The sequence below is a fragment of the Polaromonas jejuensis NBRC 106434 genome (genome assembly GCF_001598235.1).
GTDB lineage: Bacteria > Pseudomonadota > Gammaproteobacteria > Burkholderiales > Burkholderiaceae_C > Polaromonas > Polaromonas jejuensis.
Genome location: NZ_BCYO01000004.1, coordinates 253221 through 276686 on the forward strand (window position 1 = coordinate 253221; position 23466 = coordinate 276686).

Here is a 23466-nt window from a genome sequence, read left to right on the forward strand (position 1 = left end):
TCAGTCGTTACCTGCGCATGTGATCTCGATGGCCCCACGCAACGCCTCGCCCGGTGCGAGGATGCGGGTACCGGTGCCGGGCACGCCGCGCGCATGCAGGTTGAAACCGTCGGCCACATGGCTCACGGGCTCGATGCAGACATAAGGTGCCTGCGCCGGGCGGTGGATTACCAGGTGGTCCAGGCTGCCGCCCGCGATGAGGCGCAGGTGCGTGCCGTCGCCCTGGCGCAGGTTCACTTCGCCGGCCCACTGGCCATGAAACAGCGTGACCTCCCCCGCGTCAAACTGCGCGGGCGATACGGCTACAGTCCGTCGCGCCCCAGCGGCTGCGGGGACAGGCTGTGCGAGACAGTCGGCGTCAAAAGGCCAGGGCGGACCCGCCTCGAACTGCAGCGCGTCGCCATTCACATACGGTACATAGGGATGCAAACCGATGCCTCCTGGCATGGTGTGCGTGTCGGTGTTGACCAGCGATACGCCGATGCGCAAGCTTTGCGGCTGCAGCATGATGTTCAGCCCAGCCTCGAAATGCCAGGGCCAGTGCGCGTCGGGCTGGTGCCGGTAGCGCAGCGTAGCGTGGTCTTGGGTAGTGTGCATCAACTCCCAGGCGCGTTGCTGCGAAATGCCGTGCAGCGTATGCGGTTCGCCGCCAGGGTGAGCGGCCAGCGGCAGGTTGCGCCCTTCGTGCAGGAGAATCGCCTGGCGGATGCGCCCGCTATAGGGAATCAGCGGGTACAGCCCGCCCTTGGTCCAGGGCAGCAGGTCAACCACCGATTCGGGATAGGGGTGCAACACCGGTCGGGTCACGCCGTCTGCGCCTTCCAGCCAAGCGGCTGTGAGCCGCCCGCCGAGCGTGGGGGCGATGCGCGCACGGGCACGTCCGGCCCGCAGTTCGGTCACCGGTGGTGCGGCGGGACCGCTCACAGCGTGTAGTCGACTGCCGCCCATTCGAAGTAGGGCTTGAGGTCAGCCACCAGCGCCTGGTGCAGCGGGTGGAACAGGTACTCATTCAGCGCGTTCGTGTCGTCAAACCTAGACTCGAGCACGTAGCCCCAACAAATCGGCCGGTCCAGTTCGTTGGTGCTGAGTTTCCAGCCACGAATACCGGTGATTTGAGTGCCGAGTGCGTCCATGCGCTCGACCAGCGATTTCTCCAGTCCGTCGTTGGCCACCACGTCGGGCTTGCGGCGAAACAGCACGATGTGGTTCAGCATGGCAGCCCCTTGCGCGCCAGCAGCCAGGCGGGGGCATCCTGCAGCGCCACGGGGCGCAGGAAGCGCTCCAGCGCCGCATCGCCCACCGACGTGCTCATGGGCTGGGTGGACGAAGGCCAGGGGCCGCCATGCTGCTGCGCGGCCGTGACGGCCACGCCCGTGGGCACACCGGCAAACAGCACGCGCCCGGCAATGGCGGTGGCGCCGCGCACCAGCGCGCGGGTGTCGGCGTTGTCGTCTTCCGCACCCCAGAGGGTCACCGTCAGGCTGCCTCCGACGGCGTTCAGCACATCCAGCGCCTCGGCCACGGAAGCGGCGCGCACGATCAGGCTGGATGGGCCGAAGACTTCTTCGCGCAGTTGGGTTCTGGCGATGAAATCCGCCGCATCCACCTGGGCAAGAAAGGGGCGCGGCGCCTCGGCGCTGCCCGCTTCGTGCAGCAGGGGCTGTGCGCCGGCGGCGGCCATGTGGGTCACGCCGACATCAAAGGCGCTGCGCATGCCGGGGGTCAGCATGGCATGAGGTTTCTGCCCGGCCAGGGCGGTTGTCAACTGCTGCACGAAGGCATCACTGGCCGGGTCGTTGAGCAGCACGATCACGCCGGGGCTGGTGCAGAACTGGCCGCAGCCCATGGCAATCGAGCCGGCAAGCGTGCTGGCCAGTTCGGCGCCGCGCGTGGCAAGGATGGCAGGCAGGGCGACGACCGGGTTGATGGATCCCAGCTCGCCATAAAACGGAATTGGGCGTGGCCGTGCACTGGCCTCGGCCTGCAAAGCCGCGCCACCGCGCGTCGAGCCGGTAAAGGCGCCGGCAGCAATCGACGGGTGGCGTACCAGGCGCACGCCCACATCGGAGCCGCCGCCCTGGATCATGCCGACCAGGCCGGCCGGGAGGTTTTGGCTTTTGAGGACTTGCTGCACCAGGCCGAACACCCGGTTGGACAGCAGCAGGTGGCCCGAGTGCGCCTTGACGACGACCGGGCAACCGGCGGCCAGCGCCGAAGCGGTGTCGCCGCCCAGCACCGAAAAGGCAAAGGGAAAGTTGCTGGCCGAGAACATGGCGACAGGGCCCAGCGGCACACGCAGCCGCACCATGGCCGGATGCCCTGCGGGGGGCGGGCCCGCCACGGCGGGGTCATTCGTCGTGGCAAACGGCACGCCGCGCTCGGCGATATCGGCAAAGCGGCGCAACTGGAAGGCGGTGCGGTCGAGCTCGCCGTTCAGCCGGACCGGACCCAGCGCGGTTTCCTCGTCGGCCAGCGCCACCAGGCCTTCACGGTCGGTTTCCAGCGCAGCGGCGAGTGCGCGCAGCAGCGCTGCGCGGGTGCTGCCGGGGCTGGCAGACCAGCTGGCAAAAGCGGCATTGGCCGCAGCCGCCGCGGCATCCACCTGCTCCGGCGTGGTTGCGGGCAAGGGTGCGCCAAAGGGTTCACCCGTGCGGGCCTTGAAGGATTGCAGTGTTTTCATGTGTTGGGTGTCGTTTATGTCGTTTGGGGTTGCTCAGATCATTCGGTACAGATCATTCGCAGCGCAGGTGGTAGCCGCGGCCCGCATAGTCAAAAGCGACCAGCTCGCCCATGTGCGTGCCGTGCACGACGGGCAGCTCGGCCGTGTCCTTGACGGCAGGAGCTGCATAGTAAGCCCGAATTTCCTTGATGAGGCCGGTTGTCTCGTCAAACACATACCACTCGTCACCGCGCTGGGCGGTGTTGAACTTGCGCTTCCAGTGGGTCCACTCGATCACCGCCTCGTTCGAGTTGTGGCTGACCAGCACTTTCTCGATGGTCCATTGCGAGCCGAGGTTTTCCACGCACCAGAGCCATTTCTTGCTGATGGTGTCGGCGCTGCGCCAGGGAATTTCGGGCAGGCCGGGCGGGAAGTAGTGGACGGCGTCGGGCGTGAAGCAGCTCATCAGGGCCTGGTAGTCGGCGGCGTTGCAGGCGTCGAAATAGCGGCGGATCAGGGCTTCGTGCGGGTGCGGGGTGGGGGGCGTCGCGGTCATAGTGGTTCCTGGATGGCCGTACTAGGCCTTGGCGGGTTCTGCGGCGGCAATGCGGGGGCGGCCGGCGGCCACCCAGGCCTTGTGCTGAGCCCGGGTCTCGGGGCTGGGCGGGTACAGGCCCCAGAGTTTTTCGCCGGCCTGCACGCGCAGCGCCAGGTAGGCTTCCAGGTCGTCCTGCACCTCGCACAGGTTGGCCATCTCCTCGGCGCAGTGCGCCGGAATCACGCTGATGTTGTCGCCGTCGCCGTGGATCACGTCGCCCGGGTAGACGGCCACACCGGCGCAGCCTATGGGCACCTGCAGGTCGGCCACGTGGTGGTAAGAGAGGCGCGTGGTGGCGGTGACGCCGCCGCTCCAGATGGGGAAGTCCATGCCGGAGAGTTCGGTGCCGTCGCGAAACGCGCCGTCGGTCACCACGCCGCGGGCGCCGCGCATCATCATGCGGGTGACCAGCATGTTGCCCATGGAGGCGGCACGCGGGTCGCGGTTGCTGTCTATCACCACCACTTCGCCGGGGCGCACCTGCTCCACGCCCACCCATTGCAGGTTGTTGATGTGCGGCTCGGTCGTGAGGGTGGCGTAGGTGTCGATGTCTTCACGCGCCGGGATGAAGCGCATGGTGTAGGCACGGCCCGCAAAGGGCTTCATCTTCCTGTTCAGCGGCGTCAGGCCCACCAGCACCGGCTGGCGGTAGCCTTTCTTGTAGAGCTGCGTGGTCAAGGAGCCGCTGGACACCTTGGCGAGGCGGTCAAGCACCGAATCAGGCACAAAGACCGGCGCCGGGCGGACGGGCGTAGGGGTGATGGTGACGGAAGTCATGGAGTCTCCTTGGCGGAAAGTTAAGGGGAAGGCTTGTCAGTGGCGCAGGGTTATGTCTCAATATGCGGGACACGGGCATCGAAACTGTTGACCGGACTCGCGCGGGAATGGCATGCTGCGATGGTAAGGATACAGACGGCCCCTGCCAACGCGCCACGCCGCAGGTTGGGGCGAGTTGTCCCACATGTTGGAAACAAGCCCCATGAACGCAAACATTGGTGATGGAACAGCCTCGCTGGACAAGGCGATGGACATCCTGGAAGCCGTCGGCGCCTCGCCGCAGGGCCTGAGCCAGACCGAGCTGTCGGCGCGCCTGGCCGTGCCGCGCACCACGCTGTACCGGCTGCTGGCCACGCTGGTGGCACGCGGCATGATCCGGCGCGACCCGCTGCGCCGCGTCTACTGCCTGGGCTTTCGCTGCTTTGAACTCGCGCGCAGCGCCTACGCCATGCCCGATCTCGCGGCGGCGGCCAGCGTGGAGTTGCGCGCGCTGCGCGACCTGACCGGGGAGACGACGTATCTGGCCACGCTGGACGGCCTGGATGTGCTGTCGCTGGAGCGCTGCGACGGGGCGCACAGCCAGCGCTCACAGGCGGCGCTGGGCCAGCGCAAGCCGCTGCACTGCACCAGCCAGGGCAAGGCCATCCTGTCGGCGCTGGACGAAGCCACGCGCGACGCGCTGGTGCGCGACATCACGCTGAAAGCGCTGACGCCGCGCACCATCACCGACCGGCGGCGCCTGCAGGCCGAACTCAAGATCACCGCCGCGCGCGGCTGGTCTGTGGATGACGAGGAAATCGTGCTGGGTGTGCGCTGTGTGGGGGCGCCAGTGGTGGACGCGGCCGGCAAGGTGCGTGGCGCCATCAGCGTGGCCGGCCCGGCCTATCGCATGACGATGGAGCGCGTTCAGGGCCTGGGGCCGGAAGTGGCCGAGGCGGCGCGGCGCATCGGTGCGCAGCTGTCGGTCAGCGCGCCGGCGCCGGCCTCCGCGGTGGCCCGCGCCGTGGACGGGCCCTGGGCTTTCCGGGGCGAGTTTGCACGCTGGAGCGCGCAGCACCGCTGCCTGTTCTGGGCCGACAGCCTGGCGCCGGCGGTGCGGGTGTTCGACGGCCAGCAGGACCGCGAGGTCGCGGTGTTCGACGCGCCGCTGACGGCCATGGTGGTGCTTGAGGGCGTACTGCTGGTGGGAAGCCAGGGCGGGTATTGGCGGATCGACAAGCCGGACAGCCAGTCACCGCAGGTCGGCCCGCTGCAGCCATGGGCCTCGGGCGCGCCTTCGGCCCTGTGCACCGGCCCCGATGGCGCGGTGTGGGCCTGCGAGGGCGTGGGCGGGTCACGCTGGCGTGTCGGCCCCTGGCCTGCCGCCGGGGCGAGCGCCGCTGAAAGCAGCTGGACGCTCGGTGAACCGCTGGATGCGCTGGCCTGGGATGGCGCGGGCCAGTTGCTGTACGGACTGTCGCGCGAATCGGGGGTGATTCTGGCCATGCAACGCGGCCAGGCCGCGGTGCGCCGGCTGGCCACCGTGCCCAAGGGCTCGGGCCGCCTGAGCGGGCTGGGCGTGGACAGCGCAGGCGGCATCTGGACCGCCTTGCAGGACGGCTGGAGCGTGGTGCGCTTCTCGCCCGACGGCAACCAGGACCGGGTGATAGGCCTGCCGGTTCCTTGCCCGAGCGATGTCGCATTGGGCGGAGAACACTTGGACACGCTGTATGTGACCAGCGCACGCCAGCCCGTGTCGCTGGAGGCCTTGGGCGATGCGCCCTTGTCCGGGCGGCTTTTCCGTATCGACGATACGGAGTAAATCGGCCACGGCCCATGTGGGTATTGTGCAGTCAGCTATCAAATAGAGAGCAAACGGAGCGCCAATAGAGAGCCCATAAGAAAAGCCCGCCGAAGCGGGCTCTTGACGAAGCAGGGCTCTTTTATTTGGACGCTGGTGCCACCGGTGCAGCCACCCCAGGCGCGTCGGTAGGGGCAGGTGCCGTTACGGCAGCGGGCGCCACCATCGGTGTTACCGGTGCGGCGTGGGCCGTTCCACCGTGGACCTTCATCATCAGCGGCACGATCAGCAGCGCCACGATGTTGATGATCTTGATCAGCGGGTTCACGGCCGGGCCGGCGGTGTCTTTGTAGGGGTCGCCCACGGTGTCGCCGGTCACGGCGGCCTTGTGCGCCTCCGAGCCCTTGCCGCCGTGGTTGCCGTCTTCAATGTACTTCTTGGCGTTGTCCCAGGCGCCGCCGCCGGTGCACATCGAAATCGCCACGAAGAGGCCGGTCACGATGGTGCCCATCAGCAAGCCGCCCAGCGCCTTGGGGCCCAGCAGCAGGCCGACCAGAATCGGTACGACCACGGGCAGCAGCGAGGGAATGACCATCTCCTTGATGGCCGCGGTGGTCAGCATGTCGACGGCGCGGCCGTACTCGGGCTTGGCTGTGCCTTCCATGATGCCCTTGATCTCCTTGAACTGGCGGCGCACTTCCACCACCACCGAGCCGGCGGCGCGGCCCACGGCTTCCATGGCCATGGCGCCGAACAGGTAGGGAACCAGGCCGCCGATAAAGAGGCCGATGATCACCAGCGGGTCGCTCAGGTCAAAGCTGATGGAATTCCCAAAGCTCTCCAGCTTGTGGGTGTAGTCGGCAAACAGTACCAGCGCGGCCAGGCCGGCGGAGCCGATCGCATAGCCCTTGGTCACGGCCTTGGTGGTGTTGCCCACCGCGTCGAGCGGGTCGGTCACTGCGCGCACCTCGGGCGGCATGTCGGCCATTTCGGCAATACCGCCGGCGTTGTCGGTGATGGGGCCGTAGGCGTCGAGCGCCACCACAATACCGGCCATGCTCAGCATGGCGGTGGCGGCTGTGGCAATGCCGTACAGGCCGGCCAGCGAATAGGCCGTCATGATGGCGATGCAGACGCAGAGCACCGGCCAGGCGGTGGAACGCATGGACACGCCCAGGCCGGCAATGATGTTGGTGCCATGGCCGGTGGTGGAGGCCTGTGCGATGTGGCGTACCGGCGAGTACTGCGTGCCGGTGTAGAACTCGGTGATCCAGACCAGCGCGCCGGTCAGCAGCAGGCCCACGGCGCAGGCGCCGAACAGCCTGAGCTGGCTGCCACTGGAGGCAATCGCGTTGTCAGGGATCAGCCACATCGTGACGAAGTAAAAAGCGATCAGCGACAGCACGCCGGCAATCGCCAGGCCCTTGTACAAGGCCGGCATCACGTTTTTCATGCCGGGCGAGGCTTTCACGAAAAAGCAGCCAATGATGGAGGCAACGATGGACACCGCGCCCAAGGCCAGCGGGTACAGCACGGCGTTGACCGGAGCCGCGGCCACCAGCAGGGCGCCCAGCACCATGGTGGCAATCAGCGTCACCGCATAGGTTTCAAACAGGTCGGCCGCCATGCCGGCGCAGTCACCGACGTTGTCGCCCACGTTGTCGGCAATCACGGCCGGGTTGCGCGGATCATCCTCAGGAATGCCGGCTTCGACCTTGCCCACCAGGTCGGCACCGACGTCGGCACCCTTGGTGAAAATGCCGCCGCCCAGACGGGCGAAGATGGAAATCAGCGAGGCGCCAAAGGCAAAGCCGATCAGCGGGTTGAGCAGGGTGGTGAGGTTTTTGTCGGGCGTGTAGTTGCCGTTGCCCACCAGGAACCAGAAAAAGCCCGTCACGCCCAAGAGGCCCAGGCCCACCACCAGCATGCCGGTGATGGCGCCGCCACGGAAGGCGACGTCCAATGCGGGGCCGATGCCGCGCGTGGCGGCCTGTGCGGTGCGCACATTGGCGCGCACCGAGACGTTCATGCCGATAAAGCCGCAGGTGCCCGACAACAGCGCCCCGACGGCAAAGCCGATGGCGGTTTTACGGTCAAGAAAGAAACCGATCAGTACCGCAAGGACGACGCCGGCAAGGGCAATGGTTTTGTACTGCCGTGCCAGATAGGCCGCGGCGCCGGTCTGGATGGCGGCAGCAATTTCCTGCATGCGCGCGTTGCCTGCGTCCTGGGAAAGAATCCATCCGCGTGCCCAAATGCCGTAAACCACGGCGATAAGTCCACACACTAGCGCAAGAATGAGCGCCGAGTTGCCTGTCATAGAAACCTCCTACGTTGTTTTTCGCTTGGAGGGGGCGCCACGCGAGCGGTGCCCCCGCTGCGTTGCTTCCTCGCTGCTCCCAACATGTCGTGGAGACGATTGGCCAACTCTCGAAATTTAAGGCCAAAACATGACAACTTGGCGACGTGTCAGGTACGAATCAGTAAAATGAGGGTAAATACCGACCGTCTTCTGTTAACCCTTTCCAACACTTCAAAGCGACCATGTCCCTCGAAAAAGTTTCCCCCGGTAAAAACGTCCCCGAATCGTTCAACGTGATCATCGAAATCCCGATGAACGCCGACCCGGTGAAATACGAAGTGGACAAGGAGTCCGGTGCGATTTTTGTGGACCGTTTCATGAGCACGGCCATGCACTACCCAACCAACTACGGCTATGTGCCCAAGACCATCAGCGGCGACGGCGACCCGGTGGACGTGCTGGTGATCACCCCCGTGCCCCTGATTCCCGGCGTGGTGGTGACCTGCCGCGCCATCGGCATCCTGAAAATGGAAGACGAAGCCGGCGAAGACGGCAAGGTGCTGGCCGTGCCCATCGACAAGAAATGCTCGCTGTACACCCAGTGGCAAAAACCCGAAGACATGAATCCGCTGCGCCTGAAAACCATCGCGCATTTCTTTGAGCACTACAAGGACCTGGAAGAAGGCAAATGGGTCAAGGTGCTGGGCTGGGAAGGCCCGGAGTCGGCCAAGAAGGAAATCACCGACGGCATCGCCAATTACGCCAAGGCCAACAAGGCCTGAGCCTGTTTTAAGCTCTTTTGGCCTCCCGCCCATACAGCGCGGGCGCAAGAAGCTATCAAAAACAGAGCGAAATCGCTCGAAAAAAAACGCCTGCCGCTGAAAACGGCAGGCGTTTTTTTGTTTCACGATGACTCCAGCCTGGCATTTCGCTGGACTGCGCCGTAGCTAGATACAGCAGGTTTATCAATAACTTACGCGCGTCCATCATATGCCGGTGCTTTCCGAAACCTGACCCGGCTTCCGCTCTCGCGGCCCCTATGTGGCTCTTGGAAACCGGGTCGTTCCGAGGAGTCATCATGGCCAAGATCAAGCTCACCAAAACCGCCGTGGAGGCGGCACAACCCCAGGCGCATGACGTCGAACTGCGGGACACCGTGGTGCCCGGCTTCCTGTGCAAGATTACCCCGGCGGGTCGCCGGGTGTTCATGCTCCAGTACCGCACGAACGCGGGCGAGCGCCGCAAGCCCGCCTTGGGCTTGTTCTGGGAATTGACCGTCGAACAAGCCCGCGTCATGGCACAGGACTGGCTGGCCGAGGTGCGCCGGGGCGACGATCCCGGCGGGGCCAAGGCCGAGGCGCGCAATGCGCCCACGGCGGAGGCGCTGTGCAAGAAGTTCATGGAGGACTACTCCAAGAAGCGCAACAAGCCCAGCACGCAGCGCGGCTACCAAGCCGTCATCGACCGCTGCATCGTCCCGTTGCTGGGCCGCAAGAAGGTGCAGGACGTGAAGAGGCCCGACATTGCCGGGCTGACGGAGAAGCTGGCCTACAAGCCAGCCGAGGCAAACCGCACTTTCGGTGTGTTGCGCAAGATGTTCAACTTGGCCGAAGTGTGGGGTTACCGCCCGGACGGCACCAATCCGTGCCGCCACGTCCCCATGTACCCGCCGGGCAAGGAAACCCGGCTCATCATGGACGAGCTGGCGCTGATCTTCCGTCACCTGGAGAAGCTGGAGGTGGAATGGCAGACGACGCCAGCAGGTGGGCATGCGTGATGGCCCCCGGCACCGCGATGCGCTGGGAGGGCAGCCATGGCGCAACCCGCCGTGCCAGCTGGTAGAAGGTGTAGTGCTCGCCGGAGCTGTTGTAGTTGGAGGCGCTCACGGCCAGAGCCTGCAACTGGCCTGTTGCCATCAGCATGGGCAGGCGCTGAAGCGGTACCACGCGCTGCAACAGCTCGGCCAGCGGCGCATTGTCCAGCAATGAGCGGGGTTGCTGCCTGCGCCAGCGGTTGAGCAACTGGGCCAGGCCGAACAGCATGCGCCAGCCTTGGGCCTCTGCAGGCAGTGCGGCGGAGCGGTAGACCTGCTGCGGCTGTATATGGGCCCAGACATTGGTCAAGACCTTGACCGCATGACTGAAATCATCGGCATGGGAGGCAAGAGCTGCCGCATTGATCGCGCCAGCGGAGGTGCCGGTGATGATGGAAAAGGGGCTGGACGTGGCCTGTTCACCCGCTGTCTGGCGAAGCTCGGCGATGGCCTGTAGCACACCCGCTTGGTAGGCGGCTCGCGCGCCGCCACCGGTAAGCAGCAAGCCGACCGAGCCGGAGCCCCGATTCGGGTGTGGCCAGGTTGGCATGAAGCCTAGAGGTGATTCGGAGGATATCCGCATGATCCACTCCTTCCAGGGCGCGATGCCCTATGGCTTTAGGCTACGAGTGGGCCATTGCCTTCAGTAGCCGTTGCTGGCGGATTGCAGCACTCCATGAAAGGGAATGGAGGAGCTCCGAATGAACGCTGGCGTAGAGACTCCGACTGGATTGGCGTTATCCAGAAAGTGGAACTGGAGTTGACCCAGTTCCGTGCCTTCGCGTGCGCGTCAGGCGGATTCGCTCCGATGGGCTTTCGCAAGAGCCACCGCGTCCGGGCCCGCCGCAAAGCGCAGGCGCGGTGAGGAGTCGTTCGCGGCCCGCCACACCACTTCGGCCACGTCGATTTCTTTCGTCGTGGCCGCTGGCTTGGCAAACGCCTCGAAGATGGGCTGCGCGAAGGAGATGTAAGCCTCTGGAATCAGGCCCTGCATGCGGGCTCCACCGTTCTCGGTGAAGCGGGTCGTGGGGCCGTAACCAGGCTCGACCAATTTGATGCGGACGTTGAAGGCCGACAACTCGAACGCCACCGAGCCGGTCAGCCCCTCGATGGCGGCCTTGCTGGCCGTGTACACGCCGGCCAGCGGCATGGCGGCGAGCGTCACGCTGGAAGTCACGTTCACGATCACGCCGGCCTTGCGTTCGCGGAATTGGGGAATCACCGCCTGCATCATCGCCATGACGCCGAACGTGTTGGTGTCGAACACCTCACGGGCGGTGACCATGGGCGTGGCTTCGAAGGCGCCGACGACACCGATGCCGGCGTTGTTGACCAGCACGTCGATGGGGCCGGCGGCCTGGATCGCTGCGGTGATGCTCTCGGGTCGGGTCACGTCGAGCGCCATGAGCCGCATCCTGTCTCCGGCGGGCAGAAGTCCTTCCCGCGGCTGGCGCATGGTGGCGATGACGTTCCAGCCTTGCGCATGGAAGTAGCGCGCGGATTCCAGGCCATAGCCGGACGAGCAGCCGGTGATCAGTACAGTCTTCATGTCGTTCACTCCATAGGGGTTGGTTGAGGTGGAGTGAACGATATGGCACGATGGACGGATGATCTACGCTGAAGCGTCCTGATATTTTTAGCAATCGTCCATAACGCCGCCATGAGTGATCCGCTCACTGAAGTTGTCCGGCTCCTGCAGCCGCGCGCCGTCCTTGCCAACATCATCAGCGGCAAGGGCAACTGGGCCGTGCGCTATTCCGAGTACGGCCACCCTGGCTTTTGCATCGTGCTGGAGGGCAGTTGCCTGCTTGCGGTCGATGGGCAGGAGCCGATCGCCATCAGCGCGGGCGACTTCGTGCTGCTGCCGACGACGCCGGGCTTCACCCTCTCCAGCTTTGCTCCCGCGCCCCCCGTTTTCATCGACCCGAAGCTGGTGCCTGGAGGCCAAGGCGAGCGGCGCCATGGGGAGCCCAACGGGGAGCCCGACATGCGGTCGCTGGGCGGTGCGTTCATGTTCGACCGCGCCGATCCCGGGTTCCTCGTGTCCTGGCTGCCGCGCATGGTTCATGTGCAGGGTTCAGCACGCCTGGCGCAACTGGTGCAGATGGTCGGCGAAGAGTACGAGGATCAGAAGCCGGGCAGCGAATACATGCTCTCGCGGCTGGCCGGCATGCTGCTCATCGAAGCGATGCGCTCTGCAGCAGCCGGCAGTACACCGCCGGGGCTGCTGCGCGGTCTGGGCGACGAGCGCTTAGCGTTGGCTCTCAAGCAAATGCATGCCCATATAGATCGAGCATGGACGGTCGGGGATCTGGCCGCTGTGGCTGCGTTGTCCCGTTCGGCGTTCTATGACCGCTTCACGCGCATGGTCGGCGTTGCGCCGATGGAGTACCTGCTGGGGTGGCGCATGGAGATCGCCAAGCAGCTCCTTCGCCACGAGGCTCTTCCCGTTGCCGAGGTCGCCGAGCGCGTCGGGTACGGGTCTGCGAGCACTTTCAGTGTGGCGTTCAGCCGGCGCGTGGGGCAGTCGCCAAGCCGGTATGCCCGCTCGGACTAGGCCACGCTCGATAAGCCCCGGTCTGGCAAGCCACTCACGACGCTACCCGGGCCTCGCGCCGCACGGCCTGCGGCGGCATGCCGAAGCCGCGCAGGAAGGCCTCGCGCAGGTGGCGCCGGTCACGGAAACCCGTCTCCCGCGCCACCACCTCCAGCGGATGCCGGCTGCTCTCGATCATCAGCCGCGCCGCTTCGAGCCGCAGCCCCTCCACGGCCTTGGCGGGTGACTGGCCGGTCTCGGCCGTGAACACGCGGCTGAACTGGCGCGGGCTCAGGCTGGCGGCCTCGGCCAGTTCTTCCACGCTCAGCGGCTGCGCGAGGTTGCGCCGCGCATGTTCCAGCGCCTGCTGGATGCGGTCGGACTTGGGCGCGAGCCTGAGCATCTCGGAATGCTGCGACTGCCCGCCCGAGCGGCGCTGGTGCATGACCAGGCGGTGCGCCACGGAGCGCGCGATGTCGGCGCCCAGGTCTTTCTCCACCAGCGCCAGCGCCAGATCCAGCTCCGCCGTCATGCCCGCGGAAGTCCACACCGGCCCATCGGCGATGTAGATGCGGTCGGCCTCGACCTGCACGCGGGGGTGGCGTTGCTGCAAAGCCTCGGCCCAATACCAGTGCGTCGTCGCACGCCGCCCATCGAGCAGGCTCGCGTCGGCCAGCACGAAAGCGCCGGTGCACAGACCCGCGATGCGCCGTGCGCGCGCAGCAACCTTCCCCAGCAACCGGGGCAACTCGGGCGCCATGGGCGTCGATAGCGGCGAGATGACGCCGGCCACCAGCCAGGTATCGGCATGGCTGCGCGCCGTGAGTGCGCGGGCCTGAAGCGCCAGGCCGGCCGAGGCACGCACCGCGCCACCCAGGGCGTAGTTCTCCACGGCATAGAAGGGCTCGCCCGCCACCAGGTTGGCGAACTCGAAAACAGCCTGGGTGCCCAGTCCCATGACCTGGAAGCCTTCGGGGAGCAGGTAGCCGATGCGGTGCATGGAATGCGTCCTTTTTCAATGTCATTATTCATGACTATATACGTCATTTACGCCATTTGCTGGCGAGCGCACCATTCACCTGTCCCTTCCACACATTCATCACTCAAGGAGTTTCACCATGGCACAAACACATCTCGGCACCGCCCTCGTCACCGGCGCCTCCAGCGGCATCGGTGCGTTGTATGCGCAGCGGCTCGCGCAGCGCGGCTACGACCTGATCCTGGTCGCCCGCAACCGCGAGCGGCTGAACGCGCTGGCGAGCAGCATCAGCACCCGCACCGGCCGCGCGGTGGAGGTGCTACCCGCCGACCTGAATGACCGCGCCGCATTGGCGCAGGTAGAGACCAAGCTGCGCCAGGACGCCAGCATCACCCTGCTGGTGAACAACGCGGGCATCGGCACGCACACGCCGTTGCTGCAAAGCGACGTGGAGCAGATGACCCGCATGGTCGAGCTGAACGTCACCGCGCCGATGCGGCTGGCCTATGCCGCCGTGCCGGGCTTCGTGGCGCGCGGCAAGGGGGCGATCATCAACATCGCATCCATCGTCGCCATTGCACCGGAAACCCTGAATGGGGTGTACGGCGGCAGCAAGGCCTTTGTGCTGGCGTTCAGCCAGTCGCTTCAGAAAGAGCTGGCTGGCACGGGCGTGCAGGTGCAGGCCGTGCTGCCCGGCGCCACGGCCACCGACTTCTGGGCCATTGGCGGCTTGCCGGTCGAGCACCTGGATCCGGGCATCGTCATGCGCACCGAAGATTTGGTCGATGCCGCGCTGTTGGGTTTCGAGCGCGGCGAGAAGGTCACCATCCCCTCGCTGCATGCGGGGGAGAAGTGGGACACCTATGAGGCCGCGCGCCAGGCCATGGCGGGCCATCTGTCCAGCAATACCGTCGCGCCGCGCTATGCGGTGGTGCACTGATCACTGCAAGGAGCCAACACCATGAAAGCCGTTATTGCCGCCTATGCGCGCTCGCCATTCCACTTCGCCCGCAAGGGCCGCCTGGCCGAAGTGCGTCCCGACACGCTTGCCGCCCAGGTCGTGCAAGGCCTGCTGCGGCGCACCGACCTGGATCCGGCGCTGCTGGAGGACGTGATCCTCGGCTGCGCTTACCCCGAGGCCGCGCAGGGCAACAACCTGGCTCGCATCGTGGGGCTGCTGGCCGGCCTGCCCGAGGCCGTGGGCGGCATGACAGTGAACCGCTTCTGCGGCTCGTCGATGCAGGCGGTGCACATTGCGGCAGCGCAGATCGAGGCGGGCATGGGCGAGGCCTTCCTGTGCGTGGGGGTGGAGTCGATGACGATGGTGCCGCAGGGCGGCTTCAACTTCTCGCCCAATCCCGAGCTGCAGGTGAACACCGATGCCTACATCTCCATGGGCGAGACAGCGGAGAACGTGGCACAGCGCTGGGGCGTGAACCGTGCCGACCAGGAACTGCTCGCGCTGCAGTCCCACCAGAAGGCCGCTGCTGCCCGTGAACAGGGGCGCTTGGCCGGGGAGATCGTGCCCATCCGCCTGGCGGATGGCGAGGTGGTCGATGCCGATGGCTGCATCCGCCCCGGCACCACGCTGGAGGCGCTCGCCAGCCTGAAGCCTGCCTTCCGTCCCGATGGCACGGTCACGGCGGGAACTTCGTCACCGCTGACCGATGGCGCGGCGGCGGTGCTGGTCGTTCGCGACGATTTTGCCGCGCGCCACGGCCTGCAGGCGCTGGCGCGCATCCGCAGCTTTGCGACCGTGGGGGTAGACCCAGCCATCATGGGCATCGGCCCGATCCCGGCCACGCGCAAGGCGCTGGCGCGGGCCGGCCTCGCGGTGGCCGATCTGGACGTGGTGGAGATCAACGAAGCATTCTCTTCGCAGGCGTTGGCCTGCATCCGCGACCTGGGTCTCGACATGGCCACCGTGAACATCGATGGCGGGGGCCTGGCCATCGGCCATCCGCTGGGTGCCACCGGAGCGCGTATCACGGGCAAGGCCGCAGCCCTGCTGGCGCGACAGCAGGGGCGCTACGCGCTGGCCACGCAGTGCATCGGCGGCGGACAAGGCATCGCCACGGTGCTGGAGCGGGTTTGAACCATGAACACTCCAACTTCCCTTTCCGTCGCGCGAAGCGGTCCCACCCCGTTGCGCCTGAGCGGCCCATTGCTGGCCGTGCTTGCAGGGCTGGCCGCGCTGGGCGCGCTCTCTACCAACATCATCCTGCCGGCCTTGCCGCGCATGGCGTCCGATCTGCGTGCAAGCACAGACGACGTGGGCTGGGTGCAGTCGGGCTTCTTCCTAGCCTTTGCAGTTGGGCAGTTGTTCGTCGGGCCGGTGTCCGACCGCTGGGGCCGACGTGCTCCGGTGCTCGGCGGGCTGGCGCTGTTCATCGCGGGCAGCGTCCTGTGCGCCTGGGCGCCGACCCTGCCGCTGCTGGGCAGCGCGATGGAGTACGGGCCCGGCTGGTGCGCCAGCTTTGCGCTGGTTGCTCTATTGGGCCTGCTACTGGCGTTGGCCTATATGACCGTGGTGGGAGAAACGCATCCGTCCGACCGCCGCGCGGCAACGACGCCGGGTGAGGTACTGCGCGGCTATGCGGCCTTGGCGCGTGATGCCCGCTTCATCAGCCCCGCGTTTGCCGTGAGCGTGATCATTGGCGGCCTCTATGCCTTCTTCGCGGCCACACCGGCTGTGCTCATGGGGCGCATGGGCCTGAGCGCGCTGCAACTGGGGCTGTTCTTTGCCGGCACGGTATTCGTGGTCTTCGCTGCAGGCATGCTGGCACCGCGCCTGGCCCACCGTTGGGGCGCGGCCAGGGTGGCGGGTGCTGGCTGTGTGGTGGCACTGGTCGGCGCGTTGGCCCTGCTGGTGGGCGCAGAGGGCAGTGGCTTGGCGTACTTCACCGGGGCGGTCGTGCTGTACCTGCTGGGCATGGGGCTGGTCAACCCGCTGGGCACGGCCATGGCGCTGGGGCCGTTCAGCCGTCAAGCCGGGCTGGCTTCTTCTCTGCTGGGTGCTTTGCAGATGGCCTGTGCAGGCGGCATGACGGCGCTGGCCAGTCTGGCTGGACGCAACCCTGCGATGGCGCTGGGCCTTGTGCTGACGGCTGCCTCGGTATTGGCGCTTGCCGCGTTGACGGTGCGGCGCCAGAGATAAGACATGCCAACATCATTGGCGCACGCCGCATGTGAGAGCTGTCCGCTCCGTGAAACCATGCGGTCGTCCGAAGTTGAACTACTATAGGAAAGCAAGTCGGTTTCCAGTTGGGCACCGTGCCCGATGCAATGCGATCCGACTCTCTCTCCCGACGCTCTTATGTGGCCCTAGCCCACCAAGCCGCAATCCTGCGCCGCGGCCCCGAAAAGAGCTAACCTACTGTCCCATATACGGTTTCAAGCCTCGCGTGGTTTGCACGCAAGACTTGACACCAGAACTTTTTTGTGCTGCCAGGCCTAGCGCTTCAACCGGCCGTGGCGCGCCAGCACCGCGCGCAACTCATCATGGGGCAGGGCATGGACCACCGTGCCATTCAATCCGGTCATGGTGTCGGCGGCGAGCATGGCGTTGACGATGGCTTCTTCCATGGCCTCTACCGTGGCCTGGAACAGCGGGTCGATCGCACTGCCATGCGGCAGGGCCTGCCAGACGGACAGGCCATCGGCCGTGTCGGCGGGCTGCTGCGTCGAAAATGCCAAAAAAATATCACCGCTGGAATGCATCGCCACACTGCCCACGCGCGCCAGGCCCATGCAAGCGCGGCGCGCCAGCCGTTTGCACTGGTGCGGCAGCAGCGGGGCATCGGTGGCGATGCAGGCAATGATGGAGCCGTCCTTGCTGGCCTGCACGCCCGGCAGCGAGTGCGTGATTTCGCGGCCCACCGGCACGCCGGCAATGGTGAGTTGCTGCCTCTCGCCGTAATTGCTCTGCACCAGCACGCCCACGGTGTAGGCCTGGCCCAGCACCGTCACTTGGCGGCTGGAGGTGCCTATGCCGGCCTTCCACTTGTGCGTGATCATGCCGGTGCCGCCGCCCACGCAGCCTTCGGCCACCGGGCCCGTGCGGGCCTGGTCCAGCGCGGCATGGGCATGTTCGGCGCGCACATGCTGGCCGTTGATGTCGCTCAGCACGCCGTCATAGGTTTCGGCCACTACCGGCAGGTAAAAGCGCGAGCCGCCGCCCGGCGGGGCATTCTGGTGCAGCCAGGCGACCGTGGCATCGCGCACCACGCCCACGCTGTGGGTGTTGGTCAGCATCACCGGGCCTTCCAGCAGGCCGGATTCTTCCAGCCAGTGGGAGCCCGTCATTTCCCCGTTGCCGTTGAGCGAGAAGCAGGCGCCCGGCAGCCGGGCATGCGCCCCCTCTTGCCCCGCCGGCAGTATGGCGGTGACGCCGGTGCGAACGGCGCTGCCCTCAATCAGCGTGGTGTGGCCCACGGCGACGCCGGCCACGTCGGTGATCGCGTTGAGCGGGCCGGGCGTGCCGTCAAAGGGGATGCCCAGGTCGCGGGCGCGGGGTTTGTTGGGCATGGTCAATCCTTGGCTGGGCGGAAACCCCGCAACCTTACCGCACCGAGTGCCGGATAGCGGGCCCTGTGCCCACCCTCGCCGGCCTTAAACCTTGCGTGCCGGGTCCGGGTACACCAGGCCGTGCAGGCGGCCCTTGTCTTCCCGCGCAAAGGGCTGCCAACGGCCTTCAGCCTGCGCCAGCCGGTCGGCCACGGCCCACAAGGCGCTGGGGTTGACGCCCAAGCCAATATGGCTGGCCCGCACTTCGATGTTCTCGGTGTGCGGATTGGCTGGGCTGGGCGACTGGATGCTGGCCTGCCATGCCACGATGCCGTCGGTGCGCGAGTAAATGCTGGTGGTCGGCACGGGCGGTGCGGCGGGCAGGTCGTAGTTGGCGGACTCGCGCTCCAGGTTTTGGCCGCTGGCCAGTTCGTAAATACGCCATGCGTTGGTGGATTTGTGCGAGCCGGCAAAGGGCGTGCCCAGCGTGATCACGCCGCGCACCATGTGCGGCAGCTCCTTGGCCAACTCGCGCGCGTACACGCCGCCCAGGCTCCAGCCGATCAGGCTCACCTTGCGGCCCGTGGTTTCATACGTGTCAATGAGCTTGCTCCTGGCTTCGTCGATCACGCCTGTGCGCGGGCCAAAGTTAAAGCCCTGTTCCCAGCCCCAAGGCTGGTAGTTGAGCGACTGCAGGTAGTAGCGCAGCGGCACGGTCGACACGTCGTTGGCCGACAGGCCCGGAAACACCATCACCGCATGGCCGTCGCCTCTGGGGGCACGCGCCAGCAGGGGCCACGCGGGCAGCAGGGCGCCAAACTCCCCGAAGGCACGCAGCTCCAGCGCCAGCAGCCAGGCGCCAGGCGGCGGAATGTCATGCCGGGACGGCTTGTCTGGAGCCTGGCCTGGGGTTTGTTTTGCGCGGGATGGGTTTCGTGGAGGCGGCTTGTATGACGGACTGGCCATGGCTTGAAGCACTGAATGTTTTTGGCGTGGTGGGGGCAGAAACAGTATCGGGGCGCTTGCCGCGTTTGACAGAGGGAGGCCTCTCTAACTTCGCCGTTTTGCTGACCGCCGTCTTGCTGGTTTTTTTGGGGGTGGTGGGCGTTGCAGCAGGGGACGTTGTGGCCATCAAGCCCTGCGCTTCCTGGAAGGCGGCCTCGATCGCCCTGGCCAGGTCCTTGGCCTGCGGCAGCGCTTTCCTGTCGGCAATGATGCCGAAATCGACCTGGCCGGCATAGGTCTGGATGGTGATGTTCAGCGCCAGCCCGTGGAGGATGATGGACAGCGGATGAAAGGTCAAAAACTTCGCCCCGGCCAGGTACAGGGGCACCGGCGGGCCCGGCACGTTGGAAATCGCCAGGTTGGCCACCCTGGGCAGGCGGCTGGCCATGCCGCTTTTGCCATAGGCGTTCAGCGCCAGCTTGGCGGCCCCACCCACCAGCCACGGCGCCAGCAGCGAAGGGTAGTCGGTCGGCAGCAGGCCCTTGAGGCTTTGCATCGACGTTTTCACCTTGGCGGTCGATGCCATGATGGCGCTCATGCGCTTGAGCGGGTGCGCCAGGTGCGTGCCCAGCTCCACCAGGCTCAGGCTCACCTGGTTGCCCAGGTTGCTGGCGTCGGTGGCACCGGCTTCGCGCAGCGACACCGGCATGGCCGCCACCAGCGACTTTTTCGGCAGGCTGTGGTGCTGCGCGAGGTAGTCGCGCAGGGCGGTCGAGCAGATCCACAGCACCATGTCGTTGAACGAGCCGCCCACCGCCTTGCCCATGGCCTTGCACTCGGCCAGCGGAATGGTGGCCGTCACAAACACCCGGCCCGTGCTGATGCCGGTGTTGAAAGGCGTTGGCGGCGCGAGCTTCATCGGCATCTTGGGCCGCACCCCCGTGGCCGAGCTGGCCATGGACTGCCGGGCCAGCGTGCTGCCGAAAGTGCTGGCCGCCGCAGGCAGCGATTTGGCCGCCTTGACCAGCTGGCCGAACGAGCTGGAAAACACCGAGCCAATCATCTTGCCCAGCTTGAGGTCGGACTCTAGCTTGCGGCGCCGGCTTGGGTCGGGCGGCGGCACCTCGCGCGGCACCGGGCTTAAATCAAGAATGGCGTTGGCCAGCATCACGCCGCCTTTGCCGTCCAGCGCGGCGTGGTGGATTTTCGAGAAAAAGCCCGCCACCAGCTTGCCGTCCGGTAACTTGATGCGGTCAAAAATATAGAACTCCCAGAGCGGGAAGTTGCGGTCAATCAGTTCGCTGTGCAGCTGTGCGCACAGCTTGTGCACTTCGGCCAGCGTCATGGGGGCCGCGCCTTTTTTGGCCGGATCGGCGCGGCGGATATGAAAGCCGATGTCCACCGAGTCGGCCTCCACCCACAGTGGATGGCCCAGGTCCAGCGGCATGAACACCAGCTTGCGGCTGAACACCGGCGCCAGGTGCATGCGTTTGGCAATATGTTTGGTGACCTCTTTGTGAAAGCTGCCCTTGAAGCCGGCCGGCAGCTCACACAGGTTGAGCGAGCCCACATGCATGGGCATCTCGGGCGTTTCGAGGTAGAGAAAGGTCGCGTCCAGGCCGGTGAGGGATTTCATGGTTATTGTCTCCGTGGGGAGACCTTAACCGGGCGCGGCGGGTTGTGGCACTAGGGTTTGCCGTAGAAGTTATGGGCAGTTATTTAATGGGGCGCAGTGAGGCGTTCGAGCAGCGCCCGGCTCCCCGCTCGCCTCGAAAATGAGAACTGGGATTGGGAGTTCCTGCTACCTGCTTACAGCGCTGGCAAAAGAGATTAAATGCACATACAATAAATGGCAATGAACACCACGTTCGATCCTGCGAAAGACGCCGTGAATCTCGCGAAGCATGGCATCTCCCTCGCAGAAGTGGCGCGGCTCGATTGGGACAACGCCTTGGTGTCGCTGGATGATCGCCGTGAGTATGACGAGCTTCGGCAAGTGGCTCTGGCGCCCCATGGATGATCGGCTGTGGGTGGTGGTGTTCACGGACCGGCCAGAAGGCCGACGAGTGATCAGCCTGCGCAAGGCCAACTTACGGGAGTACCGCCGTTATGAACAAGCGCCCTAAGCTCACACCGCCAACACCTCAAGAAGATGCCTCCATCACGGCGGCAGCCTTGAGCGATCCGGACAATCCACCGCTGACCGATCAGCAACTGGCCCAACTGCGACCCATGCGGGGACGCCCACGGCTTACACGCCCCAAAGTTGCCCTGACCATGCGAGTGGATGCCGAAGTCATGGACGCGCTCAAAAGCAGCGGGCCAGGTTGGCAAACGCGTGTTAACAGTCTGCTGCGCGACGCACTTGCACTAAAGAGCGGTGGTATTTGAAAAAATACTGCACTCTATGCGTAAAAGGCTTTGCAGATATCTGCAAGGCCTCTACTTTTTGATGGCGCCCCAACGCGTGTAATGAGCTACCTGGATGCACATTGAGTGATAGCCGGAATGATGACTGACAGAAAAGCTGCGATGGCGGCCCACATGGTCCAGCGCGCCGACTGTCGAGAGGCTTCAGCAGCCTTTCAGATGCACGAGCCGAAGCCTCGGACGCCGCAAGCGCACGCTTATTTCGCTTGTTATCCTCCGCTTCCGCTGTTGCTGTCACCCCGAAAACAGAGGAGGCTACAAATTCAGTCGCCAAGCAACTGATTGCCATTGACCTCAGCACTGCCCAACATCCCCTGCTCATCCTCATTCAACCCCGCCACAGGCGTGGCCTTGGCCAGCGCCAACCACACCCCAAACGGCAACTGCTGTCTTGAACGCCGTGGTGCGGCACGGGCAACCACCAGCCGACTGCCCTCCATCACCATCACGCCACACTCCAGCGGGATTTCCTTGGCGACACCAATGGGCCGGCCCTTGGCATCGCAGCCCAGCACATACCAACACTCGCCGCCCAAGTCGAGGTAGGCGGCGCGCTTTTCCGGGCGGCGCAGGTCGCCCAGCAGGTCAGAGCGGTGCACCTTGATCTCGTGGACTATGGGGTCCACATATTCCTGCACCGAGGTATTGCGGATGGAAAACACGTCGGGCCGCACCATGCACCAGCGCACCGGTTCGCCTTCGCCCACCGGTGACAGCTGGGCGCGCAGGCCCAAACCGCGCCAGGTGATGCGGCCGGCGCGCACCATCTCGCAGGCGACGCGCTCGACCAGGGCTTCATGCTTGGACAGCGCCGAGCGGTTGCGCGCCAGTGTGGCGGCGAGGTAGGCCACGCCCGCATCGGTGACGCGCAGGGTTTCATGGCCCGTCGGGCCGGCGATGCGCTGCAGCAGGCCGGCGGCCAGCAGTTCAATTTCCAGCAAATCCTGGCAGGGCCACCCGGCGGAGCGGTAGACCTCGCGCAGGCGCCGGGCGTGCATGCGGCCCAGCGGCGCTGTCTCGGCAAGGGCTTCCGTGGGGGGCTTTGAGTCAGACATGGCCAACTGAATTCATGTTGCCTGCGGGTCTGCATTCTGGCTCAATTTTTAGTCCCTACCCAGGGAACAGACCGTGACGTTTGGCGGGGCAATGCCTTTGGGCTCATCGCACGACAGAAAAATCCGTAACGCCACAGGCTCCCCGACCATCTAATGCTAACAAACATTATTCGCCGTGCTTCGCCGCACGGCCTTGGGCGCACGGCGCCGAAAGGATGAACATGAGTGCACGTGAACCATTGAACTTGTCGGAAATTCCGGATGTTCAATCGCAAGTCGATGACCGCAACCTCCGCATCGACGATGTCGGGGTCAAAGGTGTGCGGTATCCATTGAGCATTACCTCGGGTGGCAAACCCATGCCGACCATTGCCACGCTGGCATTAGCCGTGGGTTTGTCCGCCAGCGACAAGGGGACCCATATGTCCCGCTTTCTTGAACTTCTGGAAGCGCAGGCTGATGCACTGGATCCGGCCGGATACAGAGGCATGGTGTTCAATATGCTGGATAGGCTGGGGGCACGCACGGGCGCGATTGAAATGTGTTTCCCGTATTTCGTGCAAAAAACCGCGCCAGTCTCGGGTGTCAAAAGCCTGCTTGATTGCGACGTGCGCTGGCGCGGGGCGGTGTCGGAGGCCGGACGCTGTGCCTTCTCGATGCAGGTGATGGTGCCGGCGACCAGCCTCTGTCCCTGTTCGAAGGAAATCTCCACTTACGGCGCCCACAACCAGCGCTCGCATATCACCATTGAGGTCGGGCTGGAGGATGATATGGCCATCGAGGAACTGATTGCCATCGCCGAAGGCAGCGCCTCCTGCGAGGTTTACGGCCTGTTGAAGCGGCCGGACGAAAAGTATGTGACCGAGCGCGCCTACGACAATCCCAAATTTGTCGAGGACCTGGTGCGTGACGTTGCCGTGGCACTGGACCGGGATCCCCGGGTAGGGGCGTACGTGGTCGAAGCGGAAAACTTCGAATCGATACACAACCACTCCGCCTTCGCCAGAATCGTGAAGCTAGGTCCTGCCCGCGGCGTCAAGCGGCAAGTGGAGGCGCATGCGCATTGTTCAGCGATTGGAGGCTAGA

Annotated in this window: 22 protein-coding genes and 1 pseudogene; 10 read left to right on the top strand and 13 right to left on the bottom strand. The window is 65.4% G+C overall.

Going from position 1 to position 23466, the window contains the following annotated elements; all coding sequences use genetic code 11:
* The 5 genes from PJE01S_RS07395 to PJE01S_RS07415 are packed head-to-tail and all read right to left on the bottom strand — an operon-like array spanning position 1 to position 4034.
* Positions 1 to 924: an aldose epimerase family protein gene (locus PJE01S_RS07395; protein WP_068832505.1), complete on the bottom strand. Its 924-nt coding sequence runs from the start codon at positions 922 to 924 to the stop codon at positions 1 to 3.
* The gene (locus tag PJE01S_RS07400; protein WP_068832506.1) at positions 921 to 1214 is read right to left on the bottom strand and encodes a Dabb family protein; all 294 of its coding nucleotides are present in this window, start codon (positions 1212 to 1214) and stop codon (positions 921 to 923) included. Before PJE01S_RS07400 ends, PJE01S_RS07395 begins: the two co-directional genes overlap by 4 nt.
* Positions 1208 to 2680 carry an aldehyde dehydrogenase (NADP(+)) gene (locus PJE01S_RS07405; protein WP_068832507.1) on the bottom strand — a complete coding sequence of 491 codons (1473 nt, stop codon included), beginning with the start codon at positions 2678 to 2680 and terminating at the stop codon, positions 1208 to 1210. The genes PJE01S_RS07400 and PJE01S_RS07405 overlap by 7 nt, the downstream gene beginning before the upstream one ends.
* Before the next feature lie 52 nt (positions 2681 to 2732).
* Complete coding sequence (locus PJE01S_RS07410) at positions 2733 to 3215, bottom strand: nuclear transport factor 2 family protein (protein ID WP_068832508.1); 483 nt, start codon at positions 3213 to 3215, stop codon at positions 2733 to 2735.
* 21 nt (positions 3216 to 3236) lie between these two features.
* Entirely contained in the window at positions 3237 to 4034 is a 798-nt protein-coding gene (locus PJE01S_RS07415) for an RraA family protein (protein ID WP_068832509.1), read from the bottom strand.
* A gap of 202 nt (positions 4035 to 4236) precedes the next feature.
* Between PJE01S_RS07415 and PJE01S_RS07420 the strand changes: the two genes are divergently transcribed.
* The gene (locus PJE01S_RS07420; RefSeq protein ID WP_068832510.1) at positions 4237 to 5835 is read left to right on the top strand and encodes an IclR family transcriptional regulator domain-containing protein; all 1599 of its coding nucleotides are present in this window, start codon (positions 4237 to 4239) and stop codon (positions 5833 to 5835) included.
* Between the two features lie 121 nt (positions 5836 to 5956).
* Here the strand turns inward: PJE01S_RS07420 and PJE01S_RS07425 are convergent, their stop codons facing one another.
* Entirely contained in the window at positions 5957 to 8134 is a 2178-nt protein-coding gene (locus tag PJE01S_RS07425) for a sodium-translocating pyrophosphatase (RefSeq protein ID WP_068832511.1), read from the bottom strand.
* Between the two features lie 224 nt (positions 8135 to 8358).
* On the opposite strand from PJE01S_RS07425, the gene ppa reads away from it, so the two are divergent.
* Together ppa and PJE01S_RS07435 are read left to right on the top strand one after the other, a co-directional pair.
* Positions 8359 to 8898, top strand: coding sequence for an inorganic diphosphatase (gene ppa, locus PJE01S_RS07430; RefSeq protein ID WP_068832512.1), 540 nt, complete (start codon positions 8359 to 8361; stop codon positions 8896 to 8898).
* A 296-nt stretch (positions 8899 to 9194) separates the two neighbouring features.
* A pseudogene (locus tag PJE01S_RS07435) lies at positions 9195 to 9860 on the top strand (site-specific integrase family protein); the annotation flags it as partial.
* Here the strand turns inward: PJE01S_RS07435 and PJE01S_RS24390 are convergent.
* Together PJE01S_RS24390 and PJE01S_RS07445 are read right to left on the bottom strand one after the other, a co-directional pair.
* Positions 9808 to 10512, bottom strand: a complete 705-nt coding sequence (locus PJE01S_RS24390) for a patatin-like phospholipase family protein (protein ID WP_339374664.1) — start codon at positions 10510 to 10512, stop codon at positions 9808 to 9810. The pseudogene PJE01S_RS07435 and the gene PJE01S_RS24390 sit on opposite strands and share 53 nt — an antisense overlap.
* Before the next feature lie 207 nt (positions 10513 to 10719).
* Positions 10720 to 11478 (bottom strand): SDR family oxidoreductase, encoded by a 759-nt coding sequence (locus tag PJE01S_RS07445; RefSeq protein WP_068832514.1) that lies wholly within the window; start codon positions 11476 to 11478, stop codon positions 10720 to 10722.
* 111 nt (positions 11479 to 11589) lie between these two features.
* On the opposite strand from PJE01S_RS07445, the gene PJE01S_RS07450 reads away from it, so the two are divergent.
* Complete coding sequence (locus tag PJE01S_RS07450) at positions 11590 to 12486, top strand: AraC family transcriptional regulator (protein ID WP_068832515.1); 897 nt, start codon at positions 11590 to 11592, stop codon at positions 12484 to 12486.
* 34 nt (positions 12487 to 12520) lie between these two features.
* Here the strand turns inward: PJE01S_RS07450 and PJE01S_RS07455 are convergent, their stop codons facing one another.
* Positions 12521 to 13465: a GlxA family transcriptional regulator gene (locus PJE01S_RS07455; protein ID WP_068832516.1), complete on the bottom strand. Its 945-nt coding sequence runs from the start codon at positions 13463 to 13465 to the stop codon at positions 12521 to 12523.
* A gap of 118 nt (positions 13466 to 13583) precedes the next feature.
* On the opposite strand from PJE01S_RS07455, the gene PJE01S_RS07460 reads away from it, so the two are divergent.
* From PJE01S_RS07460 to PJE01S_RS07470, 3 genes are read left to right on the top strand one after another with little or no spacing between them, the layout of a single operon-like run.
* Positions 13584 to 14384, top strand: a complete 801-nt coding sequence (locus tag PJE01S_RS07460) for an SDR family NAD(P)-dependent oxidoreductase (RefSeq protein WP_068832517.1) — start codon at positions 13584 to 13586, stop codon at positions 14382 to 14384.
* Positions 14385 to 14405: 21 nt separating this feature from the next.
* Entirely contained in the window at positions 14406 to 15539 is a 1134-nt protein-coding gene (locus PJE01S_RS07465) for a thiolase family protein (protein WP_068832518.1), read from the top strand.
* Between the two features lie 3 nt (positions 15540 to 15542).
* Entirely contained in the window at positions 15543 to 16601 is a 1059-nt protein-coding gene (locus PJE01S_RS07470) for an MFS transporter (RefSeq protein ID WP_068832519.1), read from the top strand.
* Positions 16602 to 16897: 296 nt separating this feature from the next.
* On the opposite strand, the gene PJE01S_RS07475 is transcribed toward PJE01S_RS07470, so the two are convergent.
* The 3 genes from PJE01S_RS07475 to PJE01S_RS07485 form a co-directional block, all read right to left on the bottom strand.
* The gene (locus PJE01S_RS07475; RefSeq protein ID WP_068832520.1) at positions 16898 to 17971 is read right to left on the bottom strand and encodes a DmpA family aminopeptidase; all 1074 of its coding nucleotides are present in this window, start codon (positions 17969 to 17971) and stop codon (positions 16898 to 16900) included.
* An 84-nt stretch (positions 17972 to 18055) separates the two neighbouring features.
* Complete coding sequence (locus PJE01S_RS07480) at positions 18056 to 18916, bottom strand: lipase family protein (protein WP_068832521.1); 861 nt, start codon at positions 18914 to 18916, stop codon at positions 18056 to 18058.
* Positions 18825 to 20531 carry a wax ester/triacylglycerol synthase family O-acyltransferase gene (locus tag PJE01S_RS07485; RefSeq protein ID WP_068832522.1) on the bottom strand — a complete coding sequence of 569 codons (1707 nt, stop codon included), beginning with the start codon at positions 20529 to 20531 and terminating at the stop codon, positions 18825 to 18827. Before PJE01S_RS07485 ends, PJE01S_RS07480 begins: the two co-directional genes overlap by 92 nt.
* Before the next feature lie 213 nt (positions 20532 to 20744).
* On the opposite strand from PJE01S_RS07485, the gene PJE01S_RS26380 reads away from it, so the two are divergent.
* Both PJE01S_RS26380 and PJE01S_RS24395 read left to right on the top strand, forming a co-directional pair.
* The gene (locus PJE01S_RS26380; protein WP_422630673.1) at positions 20745 to 20915 is read left to right on the top strand and encodes a BrnT family toxin; all 171 of its coding nucleotides are present in this window, start codon (positions 20745 to 20747) and stop codon (positions 20913 to 20915) included.
* Between the two features lie 89 nt (positions 20916 to 21004).
* Positions 21005 to 21286, top strand: a complete 282-nt coding sequence (locus PJE01S_RS24395; protein WP_084389412.1) for a BrnA antitoxin family protein — start codon at positions 21005 to 21007, stop codon at positions 21284 to 21286.
* Between the two features lie 302 nt (positions 21287 to 21588).
* On the opposite strand, the gene PJE01S_RS07495 is transcribed toward PJE01S_RS24395, so the two are convergent.
* Entirely contained in the window at positions 21589 to 22380 is a 792-nt protein-coding gene (locus PJE01S_RS07495) for a hypothetical protein (protein ID WP_068832567.1), read from the bottom strand.
* 221 nt (positions 22381 to 22601) lie between these two features.
* Between PJE01S_RS07495 and folE2 the strand changes: the two genes are divergently transcribed.
* Positions 22602 to 23465, top strand: a complete 864-nt coding sequence (gene folE2 / locus PJE01S_RS07500) for a GTP cyclohydrolase FolE2 (protein ID WP_084389413.1) — start codon at positions 22602 to 22604, stop codon at positions 23463 to 23465.
* The last annotated feature ends 1 nt before the right edge of the window (position 23466 follow it).

Bases quoted from the DNA above. Each gene is read 5' to 3' on its own strand.
- PJE01S_RS07400 (WP_068832506.1), bottom strand. From the start codon at position 1,214: ATGCTGAACCACATCGTGCTGTTTCGCCGCAAGCCCGACGTGGTGGCC.
- PJE01S_RS07405 (WP_068832507.1), bottom strand. From the start codon at position 2,680: ATGAAAACACTGCAATCCTTCAAGGCCCGCACGGGTGAACCCTTTGGC.
- PJE01S_RS07410 (WP_068832508.1), bottom strand. From the start codon at position 3,215: ATGACCGCGACGCCCCCCACCCCGCACCCGCACGAAGCCCTGATCCGC.
- PJE01S_RS07415 (WP_068832509.1), bottom strand. From the start codon at position 4,034: ATGACTTCCGTCACCATCACCCCTACGCCCGTCCGCCCGGCGCCGGTC.
- PJE01S_RS07420 (WP_068832510.1), top strand. From the start codon at position 4,237: ATGAACGCAAACATTGGTGATGGAACAGCCTCGCTGGACAAGGCGATG.
- PJE01S_RS07425 (WP_068832511.1), bottom strand. From the start codon at position 8,134: ATGACAGGCAACTCGGCGCTCATTCTTGCGCTAGTGTGTGGACTTATC.
- ppa (WP_068832512.1), top strand. From the start codon at position 8,359: ATGTCCCTCGAAAAAGTTTCCCCCGGTAAAAACGTCCCCGAATCGTTC.
- PJE01S_RS24390 (WP_339374664.1), bottom strand. From the start codon at position 10,512: ATGCGGATATCCTCCGAATCACCTCTAGGCTTCATGCCAACCTGGCCA.
- PJE01S_RS07445 (WP_068832514.1), bottom strand. From the start codon at position 11,478: ATGAAGACTGTACTGATCACCGGCTGCTCGTCCGGCTATGGCCTGGAA.
- PJE01S_RS07450 (WP_068832515.1), top strand. From the start codon at position 11,590: ATGAGTGATCCGCTCACTGAAGTTGTCCGGCTCCTGCAGCCGCGCGCC.
- PJE01S_RS07455 (WP_068832516.1), bottom strand. From the start codon at position 13,465: ATGCACCGCATCGGCTACCTGCTCCCCGAAGGCTTCCAGGTCATGGGA.
- PJE01S_RS07460 (WP_068832517.1), top strand. From the start codon at position 13,584: ATGGCACAAACACATCTCGGCACCGCCCTCGTCACCGGCGCCTCCAGC.
- PJE01S_RS07465 (WP_068832518.1), top strand. From the start codon at position 14,406: ATGAAAGCCGTTATTGCCGCCTATGCGCGCTCGCCATTCCACTTCGCC.
- PJE01S_RS07470 (WP_068832519.1), top strand. From the start codon at position 15,543: ATGAACACTCCAACTTCCCTTTCCGTCGCGCGAAGCGGTCCCACCCCG.
- PJE01S_RS07475 (WP_068832520.1), bottom strand. From the start codon at position 17,971: ATGCCCAACAAACCCCGCGCCCGCGACCTGGGCATCCCCTTTGACGGC.
- PJE01S_RS07480 (WP_068832521.1), bottom strand. From the start codon at position 18,916: ATGGCCAGTCCGTCATACAAGCCGCCTCCACGAAACCCATCCCGCGCA.
- PJE01S_RS07485 (WP_068832522.1), bottom strand. From the start codon at position 20,531: ATGAAATCCCTCACCGGCCTGGACGCGACCTTTCTCTACCTCGAAACG.
- PJE01S_RS26380 (WP_422630673.1), top strand. From the start codon at position 20,745: ATGGCAATGAACACCACGTTCGATCCTGCGAAAGACGCCGTGAATCTC.
- PJE01S_RS24395 (WP_084389412.1), top strand. From the start codon at position 21,005: ATGAACAAGCGCCCTAAGCTCACACCGCCAACACCTCAAGAAGATGCC.
- PJE01S_RS07495 (WP_068832567.1), bottom strand. From the start codon at position 22,380: ATGTCTGACTCAAAGCCCCCCACGGAAGCCCTTGCCGAGACAGCGCCG.
- folE2 (WP_084389413.1), top strand. From the start codon at position 22,602: ATGAGTGCACGTGAACCATTGAACTTGTCGGAAATTCCGGATGTTCAA.